Annotated in this window: 8 protein-coding genes and 2 pseudogenes; 6 read left to right on the forward strand and 4 right to left on the reverse strand. The window is 61.2% G+C overall.

All coding sequences use genetic code 11. The annotated features are described in order from the left end of the window. Nucleotides 1-12 precede the first annotated feature (12 nt). The gene (locus tag AB4O25_RS05085; RefSeq protein ID WP_017528038.1) at nucleotides 13-1,119 is read left to right on the forward strand and encodes an enoyl-CoA hydratase/isomerase family protein; all 1,107 of its coding nucleotides are present in this window, start codon (nucleotides 13-15) and stop codon (nucleotides 1,117-1,119) included. Between the two features lie 3 nt (nucleotides 1,120-1,122). After that, nucleotides 1,123-2,274, forward strand: coding sequence for an acyl-CoA dehydrogenase family protein (locus AB4O25_RS05090; RefSeq protein ID WP_017528039.1), 1,152 nt, complete (start codon nucleotides 1,123-1,125; stop codon nucleotides 2,272-2,274). A gap of 76 nt (nucleotides 2,275-2,350) precedes the next feature. On the opposite strand, the gene AB4O25_RS05095 is transcribed toward AB4O25_RS05090, so the two are convergent. The 4 genes and pseudogenes from AB4O25_RS05095 to AB4O25_RS05110 form a co-directional block, all read right to left on the reverse strand. Then, the gene (locus AB4O25_RS05095; RefSeq protein ID WP_017528040.1) at nucleotides 2,351-3,124 is read right to left on the reverse strand and encodes an enoyl-CoA hydratase; all 774 of its coding nucleotides are present in this window, start codon (nucleotides 3,122-3,124) and stop codon (nucleotides 2,351-2,353) included. An 11-nt stretch (nucleotides 3,125-3,135) separates the two neighbouring features. Further along, nucleotides 3,136-4,262: pseudogene (locus tag AB4O25_RS05100) on the reverse strand (acyl-CoA dehydrogenase). A 12-nt stretch (nucleotides 4,263-4,274) separates the two neighbouring features. Then, nucleotides 4,275-5,459, reverse strand: coding sequence for an acetyl-CoA C-acyltransferase (locus tag AB4O25_RS05105; RefSeq protein WP_068931850.1), 1,185 nt, complete (start codon nucleotides 5,457-5,459; stop codon nucleotides 4,275-4,277). A 12-nt stretch (nucleotides 5,460-5,471) separates the two neighbouring features. Beyond that, nucleotides 5,472-6,239, reverse strand: coding sequence for an SDR family NAD(P)-dependent oxidoreductase (locus AB4O25_RS05110; RefSeq protein ID WP_116078779.1), 768 nt, complete (start codon nucleotides 6,237-6,239; stop codon nucleotides 5,472-5,474). 269 nt (nucleotides 6,240-6,508) lie between these two features. Between AB4O25_RS05110 and AB4O25_RS05115 the strand changes: the two genes are divergently transcribed. The 4 genes and pseudogenes from AB4O25_RS05115 (at nucleotide 6,509) to AB4O25_RS05130 (ending at nucleotide 15,724) form a co-directional block, all read left to right on the forward strand. Continuing rightward, the gene (locus tag AB4O25_RS05115; protein ID WP_017528045.1) at nucleotides 6,509-7,567 is read left to right on the forward strand and encodes a tetratricopeptide repeat protein; all 1,059 of its coding nucleotides are present in this window, start codon (nucleotides 6,509-6,511) and stop codon (nucleotides 7,565-7,567) included. 144 nt (nucleotides 7,568-7,711) lie between these two features. After that, nucleotides 7,712-9,211: pseudogene (locus tag AB4O25_RS05120) on the forward strand (ATPase domain-containing protein). Nucleotides 9,212-9,288: 77 nt separating this feature from the next. Then, nucleotides 9,289-10,881 carry an ATP-binding protein gene (locus AB4O25_RS05125; protein ID WP_460150945.1) on the forward strand — a complete coding sequence of 531 codons (1,593 nt, stop codon included), beginning with the start codon at nucleotides 9,289-9,291 and terminating at the stop codon, nucleotides 10,879-10,881. Nucleotides 10,882-11,020: 139 nt separating this feature from the next. Further along, on the forward strand, nucleotides 11,021-15,724 hold the full coding sequence (locus tag AB4O25_RS05130; protein ID WP_460150599.1) for a hypothetical protein: 4,704 nt from the start codon (nucleotides 11,021-11,023) through the stop codon (nucleotides 15,722-15,724). Nucleotides 15,725-15,763: the final 39 nt, after the last annotated feature.

Raw genomic sequence — 15,763 nt, forward strand, 5'->3', positions numbered from 1 at the left:
AGGGAGTTATAGATGACTGCTCAGGTTCCATCCGAAGCAAGCCGTGCCGAGTTACCCCAGGAAGAGGTACTGGCCGACGTTCGTAACCATATCGGTCACCTCACCCTCAATCGCCCGGCCGGCTTGAACGCCATTACCCTGAACATGGTCCGCCGCCTCACCCAACAACTGCAGGCCTGGGCCGATGACCCCAGCGTCTATGCCGTGGTCCTGCGCGGGGCTGGCGAAAAGGCCTTCTGCGCCGGCGGCGACATCCGCTCCCTCTACGACAGTTTCAAAAACGGCGACACCTTGCACGAAGACTTCTTCGTCGAGGAATACGCCCTCGACCTGGCCATCCATCATTACCGCAAACCGGTCCTGGCCCTAATGGACGGGTTTGTGCTGGGCGGAGGCATGGGCCTGGTGCAAGGCGCGGATTTGCGCGTGGTGACCGAACGCAGCCGCCTGGCCATGCCGGAAGTGGCCATCGGTTACTTTCCCGATGTGGGCGGTAGTTACTTTCTGCCGCGCATTCCGGGTGAACTGGGGATTTACCTTGGCGTCACCGGCGTGCAAATACGCGCCGCCGACGCGTTGTATTGCGGCCTCGCGGACTGGTACCTGGACAGCGCCAGGCTGGCTGAGCTGGACCAGAAGCTCAATGAGCTGAAATGGCAGCACGACGCTGCGCTAAAAGACCTGCAAGGCCTGTTGGCCAAGCTGGCCGTGCAACAACTGCCCGATGCGCCGCTGGCTGCGCTGCGCCCGGCGATCGACCACTTTTTCGCCCAGCCGGACATCCCGAGCATCGTCGAGCAATTGCAGGCCGTGACCGTCGCCGACAGCCATGAGTGGGCGCTCAGCACCGCCCACCTGATGCAGACCCGCTCGCCGCTGGCGATGGCCGTGACCCTGCAAATGCTGCGCCGTGGCCGGCGCCTGCCGTTGGAGCAGTGTTTTGCCCTGGAGCTGCACCTGGACCGCCAATGGTTCGAGCGCGGCGACCTGATCGAAGGCGTGCGCGCCCTGATCATCGACAAGGACAAGACCCCTCGCTGGAACCCGCCCACCCTGCACGGGTTGGCTGTCGCCCATGTAGAAAGCTTCTTCCAACACTTCGAGCAGGTTGCGAGATAAGTCATGCAAGATATTGAATACACAGAAGAACAAGTAATGATTCGCGACATGGCGCGCGACTTCGCCCGTGGTGAAATCGCCCCTCACGCCCAAGCCTGGGAAAAAGCCGGCTGGATCGACGACGCCCTGGTGGCGAAGATGGGCGAGCTCGGCCTGCTGGGCATGGTGGTGCCTGAAGAATGGGGCGGCACCTACGTCGATTACGTGGCCTACGCCCTGGCGGTGGAGGAAATTTCCGCCGGTGATGGCGCCACTGGCGCACTGATGAGTATCCATAATTCAGTGGGTTGCGGGCCAATCCTCAACTACGGCACAGCTGAGCAGAAGCAAACCTGGCTGGCCGAGCTTGCCAGCGGCCAGGCGATCGGCTGCTTTTGCCTCACCGAACCCCAGGCCGGGTCCGAAGCGCATAACCTGCGCACCCGTGCAGAACTGCGCGATGGCCAGTGGGTGATCAATGGTGCCAAGCAATTTGTCAGCAACGGCAAACGCGCCAAGCTGGCCATTGTGTTTGCCGTCACCGACCCGCAATTGGGCAAGAAAGGTATTTCGGCGTTCCTCGTCCCCACCCAGACCCCAGGGTTTGTGGTGGACCGCACCGAACACAAGATGGGCATTCGCGCCTCCGACACCTGCGCCGTCACGCTCAACCAGTGCACCGTGCCCGAGGCCAACCTGCTGGGCGAACGCGGCAAGGGCCTGGCGATTGCGCTGTCCAACCTTGAAGGTGGCCGCATCGGCATTGCCGCCCAAGCTCTGGGGATCGCCCGCGCCGCATTTGAAGCGGCGCTGGCCTATGCCCGCGACCGCGTGCAGTTCGACAAGGCGATCATTGAACATCAGAGCGTGGCCAACCTGCTGGCCGACATGCAAACCCGCCTGAACGCGGCACGTTTGTTGATCCTGCACGCCGCGCGCCTGCGCAGTGCCGGCAAGCCATGCCTGTCGGAAGCGTCCCAGGCCAAGCTGTTCGCCTCGGAGATGGCTGAGAAGGTCTGCTCCCAAGCCATGCAGATTCATGGCGGGTATGGCTACCTGGAGGACTACCCGGTGGAGCGCTACTACCGGGATGCGCGGATCACGCAGATTTACGAAGGGACCAGCGAGATTCAACGCCTGGTGATTGCCAGAGAGCTGAAGAACTACCAGCTCTGAGTGAGACACCACAAAAACCTAGGTGGGAGGGAGCAACCCCGTCCCACCTAGGGTCAGCGGCGTTCTTGGGAGCGTGTTACTTGTCCTTGAACTCCGGCGCCCGTTTGGCCACGAATGCCGCCATGCCTTCCTTCTGATCCAGCGTCGCAAACGCCGCATGGAACACCCGGCGCTCAAACCGCACGCCTTCGGACAGGCTCACTTCAAACGCACGGTTCACACTTTCCTTGACCATCATGCTGATCGGCACCGATTTGCCGGCAATCAGCGTGGCGACTTTCAGCGCTTCGTCCAGCAGCTCATCGGCCGGCACGATACGCGCGACAATCCCACAGCGTTCGGCCTCCACGGCGTCGATAAAGCGCCCGGTCAGGCACATTTCCATGGCCTTGGCCTTGCCCACCGCACGGGTCAGGCGCTGAGTGCCACCCATGCCCGGCAGCACGCCGAGGTTGATCTCCGGCTGACCGAACTTGGCGCCATCACCGGCCAGGATAAAGTCGCACATCAGCGCCAGCTCACAGCCGCCGCCCAGGGCAAAACCATTCACGGCGGCAATGATCGGCTTGCGGCGGTTGGCCACGCGGTCGCTGTCACTGAACAGATCGTCCAGGTAGATCTGCGGGTAGGTCAGCTCGGCCATTTCCTTGATATCGGCGCCGGCGGCGAAGGCTTTTTTCGAGCCGGTCAGTACGATGCAACCGATTTGCGGGTCGGCTTCCAGGCCGTCCAGCGCCTGGTTCAGCTCGCTGACCAATTGCGCGTTGAGCGCATTGAGGGCTTGGGGGCGATTGAGGGTAATCAGCCCGACACGGCCCTGGACGTCGAGCAAAATCGTTTCGTAACTCATGTATCGGCTCCTTAAAGATTGCGTGAGATGACCATGCGTTGAATATCGCTGGTGCCTTCGTAAATCTGGCAGACCCGCACATCGCGGTAGATCCGCTCCAGGGGGAAGTCGCTCAGGTAACCGTAACCGCCCAGGGTTTGCAAGGCGGCCGAACAGACTTTTTCGGCCATTTCAGAGGCAAACAGCTTGGCCATCGATGCTTCCACCAGGGCCGGCTTGCCGCTGTCACGCAGGGCCGCGGCGTAGTGCACCATTTGCCGGGCCACGGCGATTTGCGTCGCCATGTCGGCCAGGCGAAACGCCACGGCCTGGTGCTCGACCAGCGCCTTGCCGAAGCTCTCGCGTTCACGGGCGTAATCACGCGCCGCCTCAAACGCGGCGCGGGCCATGCCCACGGCCTGCGAGGCGATGCCGACGCGACCGCCTTCAAGGTTGGCCAGGGCGATTTTGTAGCCTTCGCCCTCCTCACCCAAGCGGTTGGCCACCGGCACTTTCACGTCCTCAAACAGGATCTGGCAGGTGTCCGACGCATGCTGGCCAAGTTTGTCTTCAACCCGCGCCACGCTGTAGCCCGGCGAATCGGTGGGCACGATAAACGCGCTGATGCCACGCTTGCCGGCAGCCGGGTCGGTGACCGCGAACACAATCACAACGCCCGCGTTTTGCCCGGAGGTGATGAACTGCTTGCAGCCGTTGAGCACATAGTGGTCGCCGTTGAGGCGCGCACGGGTCTTCAGGCTGCTGGCGTCGGAGCCGGCCTGGGGTTCGGTCAGCGCGAAAGCACCGAGCATGGCGCCGCTGGCCAGGGGCGTAAGAAATTGCGCTTTCTGTTGCTCGTTGCCGAACGTCAGGATCGGCACGCACCCTACCGAGTTGTGCACGCTCATGATGGTCGAGCAGGCGCCGTCACCGGCGGCGATTTCTTCCAGGGCCATGGCGTAGGCCAGGTAACCGGTGTCGCAACCGCCCCACTGTTCCGGCACCAGCATGCCGAAAAAGCCCAGTTCGGCCATCTCGCCGATGGCTTCCTGGGAAAGCGGTGTTCACGGTCCCAGTCGGCGGCGAAGGGTTTCAGGCGCTCCTGGGCAAATTGCCGGGCCGCGTCGCTGATTTGCAGTTGTTCGTCATTGGGCAGCATGGTGCAGAGTCCTTAATACAGGCATTCGACGGCCATGGCCGTGGCTTCGCCACCGCCGATGCAGATGGCGGCAACACCTCGCGTGAGGCCTTTCTGGCGCAGGGCCGAGAGCAGGGTCACGAGGATGCGCGCACCGGAGGCCCCGATCGGATGCCCCAGCGCGCAGGCGCCACCGTGGACATTGACCTTGGCGTGGGGGATATCCAGTTTGCTCATGGTCACCAGGCTGACCACGGCGAAAGCTTCGTTGATCTCGAACAGGTCGACCTCGGCCAAGTCCCAGCCGGTCTTACTCATCAGCGTGCGGATCGCCCCCACTGGCGCCACCGGAAACAGCCCCGGCTCGTCGGCGAACGCCGCATGGCCGCGGATCACCGCCAATGGTTTGAGCCCACGCTTGAACGCTTCGGACTCACGCATCAGCAGCAACGCGGCCGCACCGTCGGAAATCGAGCTGGAATTGGCCGCCGTCACCGTGCCGCCTTCGCGGAAAGCCGGTTTCAGGCTGCTGATCTTGTCCAACTTGGCCTTGGGGGGCTGTTCGTCGTGGAGGATGGTTTTCTGCTCCTTGCCCACGGTGACCTGTACCGGGACGATCTCGGCGGCGAAGTTGCCATGGGTGATCGCATCCTGGGCACGGGTCAGGGAGGCGATGGCAAATGCGTCCTGGGCCTCGCGGCTGAAACCGTTATGCAGGGCGCAGTCTTCGGCGAAGGTGCCCATCAGGCGGCCTTTGTCGTAGGCGTCTTCCAGGCCGTCGAGGAACATATGGTCCAGCACGCGGCCATGGCCCATGCGGTAACCGCTGCGGGCGCGGTCCAGCAGATACGGCGCGTTGGACATGCTCTCCATGCCGCCGGCAATCACTACCTCGACGCTGCCGGCCAGCAGCGAATCATGGGCCAGGATCGCCGCCTCCATGCCCGAGCCGCACATTTTGTTGAGGGTGGTGCAACGGGTCGACTTGTCCAGGCCCGCGCCCAACGCCGCTTGGCGTGCGGGCGCCTGGCCCAGGCCGGCGGGCAGCACGCAGCCGAACAGCACCTCATCCACGGCATCCGGGGCGATACCGGCGCGCTCGACCGCCGCACGAATCGCGGCAGAACCCAACTGCGGCGCGGTCAGGCCTTTGAGGTCGCCCTGAAAGCCGCCCATGGGCGTGCGCACTGCACTGACAATAACAATGGGATCACTCATGAGTACCGCTCCTTACTTGGCCGCCATGCGCAAGGCGCCGTCGAGACGGATCACCTCGCCATTGAGCATGCTGTTTTCAATAATGTGCCGCACCAGCGCGGCGTATTCAGCCGGTTTGCCCAGGCGTGGCGGGAATGGCACGCCGGCGGCCAGGGAGTCGCGCACTTGCTCGGTCATGCCGGCCATCATCGGCGTTTCGAAGATGCCGGGCGCAATGGTCATCACCCGAATACCCACGCGCGCGAGTTCCCGGGCCGCCGGCAATGTGAGGCTGGCAATCGCACCTTTGGACGCGGCGTACGCCGCCTGCCCGATCTGGCCGTCGAACGCCGCCACGGAGGCGGTGTTGATGATCACCCCGCGTTCGCCATCGGCATTCGCCTCGGTTTCGGCGATAGCCGCCGCCGCCAGGCGCAGCAGGTTGAAGCTGCCGATCAGGTTGACGTTGATCACCTGGGCAAAACTCGCCAGCCCATGGGGGCCGTTCTTGCCGAGGATTTTTTCGCCGCGCACCACACCCGCGCAGTTGACCAGCCCGTGCAGGCCACCAAAGGCCGCAACAGCGGCCTGCACGGCGGCTTCGCAAGCGGCCTCCTGGCTGATATCGGCTACCACGCTGCGGGCGCTATCGCCCAACTGCCTGGCCTTGGCCGCCACTGCGTCGGCGTTCAGGTCCACCAGCATTACCTTGGCACCGGCGGCTACCAGCATTTCAGCGGTGGCTGCGCCGAGGCCCGAAGCGCCGCCGCTGACCAGAAAAACCTTGTTTTCAATCTGCATCATTGTTTCCTTGAACGATGGACCGGGTAACGAGCGTATGGGCCGAATAGTCGCTTCAGCGCCGTTGAGCAGCAATGGTCAAAGCCTTCAACATGGCTGACTGTTTTGGCCAATGCTCCTGGAGCATAGACCCCGCCGGCTCAACGTCCTGGGGGCACCGGTCCTTGATCCGGTGGCGTACGTACTCCGTTGATGCGGGTTTGACACCTGCCTTGGTCTGACAGAAGCTGACGACTTTTCCCTCGCTGTTCGAGCTTTTGGACGCCTGCATGTCAAAGTCACGCCGTTACGCCATCGTTGGCCTGTGCGCCCTATTCTTTATTGTGCTGATCACCTGGTATTTGTCCCGTTCCACCCCGGTGGCGGTGGCGCCTGCCATTGCCCATGGTTACTCCAAGGCCCTGAAACAGGCCCGTAACGGCGAGCCGGGGGCCGCCCGTGTGCTGTATCAGCAATTGGGGCGGCCGGACCTGTCTGAAGAGCGTCGTGCCGCATTGCACGCCGAGTTGCCCAACTACCCCAGCCCCCAAGCCTTGAAGCTGGCGGACAAAGACCTGGCCAGCGACTCGCCACGGGTGCGCGAAGCGGCGATCCACAGCATTGTGGGCCTGGTGCCCAGCGGGCAGCGCACGCTGTTGCTCGGCCCGCTGCTCGATGACCCGGAGCAAAGCGTGCGCTTTGCTGCCGCCAATGCCCTGCTCGGCTTGTCGCCGGACACCCTGGGCCTGTATTTCGGGCCGTTGCAGCAAGTGCTGGATGAATTCGTGAAATACCTCAAGGCCCAGCCCGAAACCGCCGATGGCTGGATTCAACTGGCGCGCCTTTACATCCACAGCGCGCTGCTGCCCGATGCACAAAATGCCCTGGAGCAAGCGATGCGCCTGGAGCCGGACAACCTCCAGGCCGTGGTGGCGCAAATCGAGTTGCTGGATAAACAAGGCAAGACCGAAGAGTCGCGGCAACTATTGGCGCGCCAATTGGCGGCACACCCCGAGTCGGCGTACCTGCAACACGCCCTGGGTATGTGGCTGCTGCACCATGGCGAGCGGCCTTATGCGTTGCTCGGCCTGTCCAAGGCGGTGGAACTGGAGCCGGACCATCAGGATTACCGCTACGACCTGGCCACCACCCTGCACGACCAACAGGAACTGGAAGCCGCGCAGCGCCAGCTGGAGGAGATCGTGCAGCGCCACCCCGCCAACCGCAAGGCGCGGGTGTTGCTGGTCAACTACTGGAAAGAGAGCGGCCAATTGCAGAATGTGCAGGTGTTACTGGCTCAACTGGAACAGCAGAACCCCGATGATCCGGCGCTGCAACAAGGCCTGTAGACCCGCCAAAACGGGTTGTACAGCGGCCGCTTACAGCGACAAATTGCAGCAATTGTGGAACGGCTGCAAAGTGCCATGGTCAAGTGAACATGGCATGTCGTGACGGGCATGCCCCTCTACTTGTACCTGAATCGAGGGCACTTCTTGTCTACATCCAAAGCGCTGTTCAGTGAAAAGGCGGCCACCGGCATCGAAGGTCTTGATGACATTCTTTCCGGGGGCTCTCACGTAGCCACCTGTTCCTGCTCGAAGGCGAACCTGGCACTGGCAAGACCACCGTGGCGCTGCATTTCCTCCAGGCCGGAGCGAAAAACGGCGAGCGATCTTTGTATATCACCCTCTCGGAGACTGAGCGCGAGCTGCGCCAGGGCGCCAAATCCCACGGGTGGGACCTGGATGACAACATCCACATTTTTGAACTGACCCCACCCGAAAGCCTGCTCAACGCCGAGCACCAGCAAAGCCTGCTGTATTCCTCGGACCTTGAACTGGGCGAAGCCACCCGGCGAGATCTTCGAAGTGGTGGAGCGGGTCAAGCCCGCCCGCGTGGTGATCGACAGCCTTTCGGAAATCCGCCTGTTGGCGCAAAGCTCATTGCGCTATCGCCGGCAGATCCTGGCGATCAAACATTACTTCGTGCGTTACGACGCCACCGTACTGCTGCTGGATGACCTGACCACCGAATCCCTGGATAAAACCGTACACAGCGTGGCCCACGGGGTGATTCGCCTGGAAGAACTGACGCCCAGCTACGGTGCCGAGCGCCGTCGCGTGCGGATCGTGAAGTACCGCGGCCAGAAATACCGTGGCGGCTTTCATGATTTCACGATCATGCAAGACGGCATCCACGTGTTCCCGCGCCTGGTGGCGGCGGAACACCGTGGTGGCTACGTGCGGCAGACCCTGAGCAGCGGCATTCTGGAAATGGATGCGCTGATGGGCGGTGGCGTCGAGACCGGCTCCAGCAGCCTGATCCTGGGCCCGGCCGGTACCGGTAAATCGCTGATCTCGATGATCTTCGCCGCTGCCGCCGTGGCACGCGGGGAAAAAGCCGCGCTGTTCATCTTTGATGAAGAGCTGGGGTTGTTGTTCGAGCGCATGAAAAACATGGGCATCGACCTCGCCGCCCTGCAGGCCACCGGCAACCTTTTGATCGAACAAGTGGACGCCGCCGAACTGTCTCCCGGCGAGTTCTCCCACCGGGTGCGCCGTTGTGTCGACGAACGCGGGATCAAGACCGTGGTGATCGACAGCATCAACGGCTACCAGGCGGCAATGCCGGAAGAGAACGCGTTGATCCTGCATATGCACGAGTTGCTGCTGTACCTCAACCGTCGCGGCGCGGCCACCTTCATGACTATCGCCCAGCACGGGCTGGTCGGCGACATGCAGACACCGGTCGACATCACTTATTTGGCCGACACCGTGATTCTGCTGCGTTACTTCGAGGCATTGGGCAAAGTGCGTCGCGCCATTTCGATCATCAAGAAACGCACCGGCTCCCACGAATCGACGATTCGCGAATACCGCATCAGCAGCCGTGGCTTGACCGTCGGCGAGCCCTTGGACAACTTCCAGGGCGTACTGCGCGGCATCCCCACCTACATGGGGGCCGGCTCCCCTCTGCTCAAGGAAGAGGGATAGTGCCGACTCTACCCGGTGTGTCCGAACGCGCAATCATCCTGGCGCCATTGGGTCGCGACAGCGCACTGGCCCTGCAAATGCTCAACGAGGCGGGTTACAGCGGCATCGTCGCCACGCACCTGCCAATGTTGTGCGAGGCCCTGGAACAGGGCGCCGGCCTGCTGATCATCGCCGCCGAAGCCTTGCGTGGCGCCGATCTGGAGCCGCTGCTGGAGTACCTGCATCAACAGCCGCCATGGTCGGACATGCCCATCGTGCTGATGACCCATCACGGTGGCGGCGAGCAGAACGGCTCGTCGCACCTCAGCGGCCTGCTGGGCAACGTGACATTCCTGGAGCGGCCCTTCCATCCCGTCACGCTGATCAGCCTGGTCAGCACGGCGCTGCGCGGTCGGCGCCGCCAATATGAAGCCCGCGACCGCCTGATCGACCTGGGCGAGAGCGAACTGCGCCTGCAACGCACCCTGGAAACCCTTGAGCAGCAAGTCGAGGAACGCACCGCGCAATTGCGCAACAACGAGGAAGCCCTGCGTCAATCGCAGAAAATGGAGGCCGTGGGCCAACTCACCGGCGGCATTGCCCACGACTTCAACAATATGCTCACCGGGATTATCGGCAGCCTGGAGCTGCTGCGAAGGCGCGTGGCACGCGGCAAACTCGACGACCTCGATAGCCTGATCGACCTGGGCGTCACGTCCGCCAACCGTGCCGCCGGCCTGACTCACCGCCTGCTGGCGTTTTCCCGCCGCCAATCGCTGGATTCCAAGCCGGTCAATATCAACCAGTTGGTCAGTTCCATGGGCGAACTGCTGCAACGCAGCATCAATGAAAGCATCCATCTGGAGATGCGCTTCACCGAGCAATTGTGGACCGCTGAAGCCGACCCCAACCAACTGGAAAGCGCCCTGCTCAACCTGGTGCTCAATGCCCGCGATGCCATGCCCAATGGTGGCAACCTGCGGGTGGAGACCACCAATCGCCACCTGGACAACGTCTTTACCGCCGCCTACGGCACCCTCACCCCGGGTGACTACGTCGAGCTGAGCATCAGCGACAACGGCTGCGGTATACCCGAAAGCGTTATCGGCCGGGTGTTCGACCCCTTCTTTACCACCAAACCCATCGGCCAGGGCACTGGCCTGGGGTTGTCAATGATCTACGGGTTCGCCCGCCAGTCCCACGGCCACGTCACCATTCACAGCGAGGTGGGCAAAGGCACCACTGTCAGCCTGTTCCTGCCGCGTTTTATCGGCGAAATGCACGCGGTCCCGTTGGTCGACCCGGCGTTGCTGCCTTTTGCCAACGCCGGGGAAACCGTGCTGCTCGTCGAGGACGACCCGGCGGTGCGCATACTGGTCTGCGCCGTGCTCAAGGAGTTGGGTTACGGCTATGTGGTTGCCGGAGATGCCGACACGGCGCTGCCGATCATTGAATCCGAGCAGCGTATCGACTTGCTGATCAGCGACGTCGGCTTGCCCGGCATGAACGGTCGGCAGATGGCCGAAATCGGCCGCCAGCTACGGCCGGACCTCAAGGTGCTGTTCATCACCGGGTACGCCGAACATGCGGCGGTGCGTGGAGGTTTTCTCGACCCTGGGATGCAATTGATCACCAAGCCGTTCACCTTCGACCTGTTGACGGCGAAGGTGAGGGAAATGATTAAGACATAAGGCAAGCGAGGCAATATCGCGCAACGAATCGTTCCTGCAAGGAAGGAATCGCTTCAGGGGGCCAGGGTACACAGTTGCCATCGCAGCGTCGTATATGCCGCTGGGGTGAAACTGAATCCACCTAGGAACCCATCCAGCCATGATCGCTTCGCGCCTCGTTCATCCAACGCTTCAGATTCCCTCGAATACACCGGCCGACAGCGCCGCGCGCCGTCCACGCGCGGTGACGCCCCAAGAGGCTCCCCGGCATGAGCCTGAAACCGCCGCGCAGAGTGCGCGCGACATAGCCGACAGTGAGCTGGCATTGCGTGTGGCGCAAACACAGCGCCTTGCGGCCAGGACCGGCGAGCTTCGTTATATAGAGAACATCCCTCCCGCCTCCTCGTTCGGCCAATGGTGGTCACACCTGAACAATTTGATGGCGAGCCCGCACTTTGTTGTGTGGGCAAGCCGCAACGGCATTGATCGTTCGAAACCTATCGAGATCAGCCCCGCGAGCAATTACATCGTTGCCGTTGTCGACGGTAAGCCAAAGACGTTTTCGGGCTTCGCGCAAGGCTATTTGTGGACGTCGATGATGGCGCCGATCATGCAGGCCGCAAGCGCGCTCACTTCCAGGTCCGACTATATTTACTCCCCGGTCAACAGAACCACCGCCGACTACCGCGAAGTCGCCGATTTTTATGGTGAGGCCATCACCGGGCAAACCCGTGAGGCGCTGGGCATTCGCGCCGCAGAGCTTGAGCAGTCAAAAGCCTTCGGTCCGGCACGATTGGCGCCTGAGCGATCCGAACAGGTACTGCGCGACGAACAGGCCAATCTGGCGGAGCTACACAACCAAAGGACGGCGGCCTTTAAGTTGATTCCTATCATCATTGAGGCGCAAAAGCTCGCTGACGCCCCGGCAACTCCAAGGCGGCGGCCAGCCTCCGAGCGGTTGCCGTCGTTCATTCGCGATGAATTAGCCCGCACGACGTTCAGGCTGCATGGCGACTCGCTCAACAAAGGCTTGGATGACGCCCTTACGGTCAGCCTCGAAAAATACCTCAGCGATAAAGGCTGGAAGCTGCCCGACAGCATCGACGAGTTGATAAATGTGGGCGAGGCACTGGATACCCCGCCACTTGCAGGGGCGTCTCACGGTAACTTCGGCGGCGCATTGGCCTGGCCGATTCCGCTGAGTGATGCTGACAGGTCCAGCATGAGGCGTAGCCTCAGGCAAAACACGCTGGGCATCAGTGGTTTGCAGAATTACCAATCGAGCCAAGGTTTGCTGGGCTATCTGACGCGCAACGAAATTTATTCAACCTCCGAGCTGAGTAACCCGACGCAGTTCATTCAAACCCTTCTGGCGACGCCCAAGGCCCAGGCGCTGGGCGTGGCGCTGCAGCAGAGATATGAGGGGGTATCGACGCCCGATAGCATCAACGACTGGACCCTGGGCGCCCTCGGCGCGACCCTGGACGAAGAATCCGAAGCGGGCAACACGTCGAGCCCCGTCAGAACCGGCGTCGCCGGTTTTGACCTGGCCAACTATGCGCATTGGGGCCGGCACCCTTCAGCCGTAGTCGCCGGGCTGACCAGTCACCTGGTTGCCAAGGGACGTGCCAGTGTGGAGATGGCGCCGATTGCGGCCCACTTGTTGTTGTCACGCCGCGCACCGGCGTTTTTGGTCCAGAACATCCCCGACAACGTGACATGCGGTTCCCACAGTTGGGTCAGCTTCAGTGTCGCCGTGGCACGCCTTGAGCATCAGGCGCCGGGCGCAACCGCGCACATGAGCTATGCCGACGTCATGAAGCGGGCCGACCTGGCCCCCGTCACGGAGCAGGAGCAAGAGGTGGAACAGCAGGCCCAGTGGGCTGCGCTTAAAGATTGGGGGGTAGCCAATGGGGTTCTGCAACTGAACACCTCGGATGACTACAGCGCCGACCAGATGAGTCGCGTCACTCGGGCGTTCAATGACCAGATTGCGCAGCTGAGCGAAGCCTCAAGCGCCCTCTCCACCCCCATGCCTGAACGCAAGAAAATGGCGCTTGATGAGCTCAAGCGGGTTTACGGCGACCGGATACCATTCGAGAAAAAATGCATCACATCCGTCCCGAAACAACGTGATTTTCCGGGGCCTTATTCGGTGCTGGATCTTTACCTGCACGGCACTATCAGCACGCCTCCAGCCTCCCATTGGTCAGCAGGTGATCAATTCGACTTCCGGACTATCTCTGGTAAAGCTGACCAACTGACTGACATCAACGCGCGTTTCGCAAGCGAGCTTCCCCAGTACTTTTCCTCCGCTGAAAAGGCGATTGGCACGCAAGTCAAGCACCTTATTGCGACCCTTGCGCTCGAAGACAGAAAAAAGATCGAGTGCGCACAGATCACCACGCTCCAAGAGTTCCATGTCTCCCACACGGGTTTCAGTCAAACGCTGAACGAAACGAAAGTACCCGGTGCATTACTGATTAAAGCGGTGCTCGGCGGTGACACTACCGTGTATGAAATAAATCTGAACGACAATACGATTCGCCAACGTGCTGAGCTAAAGGATTATCCGCTGGGGCCGCAACTGTACAGCGATGGTCACACCCATAAGAGCCCGATGCTCAAGGCAATCACACCTTCCGGCACTTATTCGGCAAGCGTTACCGATGCAAAACGCCAGAGCGGCACGCCCAACAGCTTTGCAAGCGAGAGAACCCGGTACATTGCCGACACCCTGGTAAAACATATCGGCATCCGTGAACTGGCGGATGAGGCCAAGGGCGTGACGACGTTCGACACCGAGGTTCCGTTCTACCAAAAAGCCCGCGAATTTCTGCTCAACCTGATCCCCTTACGGTCCGCTATTCAGAATTTTCGGGCAGGTAACGTGCGTGACGGCGTGATTGATCTGGTATTCGATGCCTTCGGCTTTGCCCTGGCGTTGGGCGCGGCGGCTAAAGGCGCCAAAGCGCTGCATGCCGGTGCGTCCGCTGCAAGTAAAGTCGCTCACGGTACAAAGATTATCGGGCGCGCGGCGCTGGGCACGCTTAACCCGCTGGACGGTGTCACCGATATCGGGCGCGGCCTGATTGCCGGCGGTAAAAAAGTGTGGTCATCCAGCGCTGGTGAACTGCGGCAATTACGCGGGCTGGCTCATACGTCAAACGGCTATGACCTGATATCGGCAAGCAAACGCTACGATTCATCTTCCTTTGGCACCTACCGAATCAACCATCAAATTGTCGAGGCGCCGGCGGTTATGCGGCACGGCAAGTGGTACGCCTACAACCCCGCCAATGGACAACCCTACGGGACGCCCTTACAGGATTTCCTGCCCTCGGCCCATATTGATACGCAGGGGCTGGGCAATTGGGCAACGGCAGCCACGGCTCGCAAGCCGCTGGATGAGCGTGTTGTCGGCGACTGGAAAAAAACTGTCGCGACTCACCGAAATGGGCCCGATAAGGAAGCCTTCGAGCAGGGTTATCGGTATGGCGATCTGCAAACGATCAGCGGAGCACGCAATAACATGACGATTGCGCAGGTTATGACCCTGGCCGGCAACAAGGACCTCACGACGGAGCAAGTCGGGATGTTGGTGCGAAAATATGATGACATCGCCTACGAGCCCGGGCGAAGTGGCTCCGCCCGGTTTATCGATCGCATCGAACCGAGATTCGGTGAGGTAACGGCCATGCCGCAGGTTATTTACCTCACTCAGACCGCACAACTGGCCGAAGGGCAATGTGCAGCGCTCGCACGCGCCATGGCCAGCGCGATGGCGGAGGGAAAGCAAGACGTACTGATCAAGAACATGTACACCGCCGCAGCCTTTCCCAGGGACCCGGCGTCCAGGGATTTCATCGACAAATTAAACAGGCTTCAAACTCAGGTGGGGTCCCAGGCTGCGTTCCACGCAGGGCAGCCCATTCGGCAGGTCGCCTATCAAGACATGATCAAGGAACTGGCGCAGGCGCACGCCTCGAAATCAGTCATGATTGATTCGCCAGGCCATGCAATGGCGGCAGGCGTAAAAATAAACGGCGCCGACAAGACTTACTACTTTTACGACCCCAACCATGGCCTTGCCACGTTTCCAAGCGCCGAAGCCATGCGAGGCGGGCTTGATAAGGTGTTCAACGACAAGAAGCTGGCCAAGGGCTATAAAACCCACGGTACTGAGCGCAATAAACTCGAATTCAAGGTCTTTGATCATGATGATGCGTGGCAACAAAAAAACAGCGTATTCACGCCAGACCTCAAAGCCCTCTACGACACGCCCATCACACCTTCCCAAGGGCCACGCAGCCTCTCGAACGCTGAATTGAAGCACCATTGGGAGACGTTGCACGCGCATCCGGACAATCAGGGCCTGATCTGCTACGAAGCGTCGATACGCATAGGGCAAGCTGAAAAGACCCTCTCGCCCAGCGTATTGGAGACGGTGAAAGCGGCCACCAACCGTACAGGCGGTTCCAATTACTCCGCAGGCTATCTTGAGTTGATGGGCATCAAGCCGGACAGCCTGAAAACCACCTTCAATCCGGCGCAGATCACGGAGTCAGGGTTCTTGAACTTCAGGCACGCGTATGAGGGCGGGGAATTTGCCCACACCGTCTACATTCAGAAGACCCATCACAACGAGCTGTTCCTGTTCAACACCAACAGCCCGGACTTGGACCTGGCCATGATCAGCAGTGGGAATACCGGGCAGATCAGCGGTGGAGTGACCGTCTACAAGCTCGGCAACGGCGAAGGTCTTCAGCGCTTTTTGAACGGTTTTGATGGAAAAGTCGGATGGGAATTTGCCTACACACCCGCCAGCACGCTCAATGCCAATGCGCGCGCGTTACGGCCTTGACCCTCTGAGCCAAACGGCGCCTGGATGCTCAGGCGCCCC

It is taken from the genome of Pseudomonas sp. S3_A03 (genome assembly GCF_054668275.1).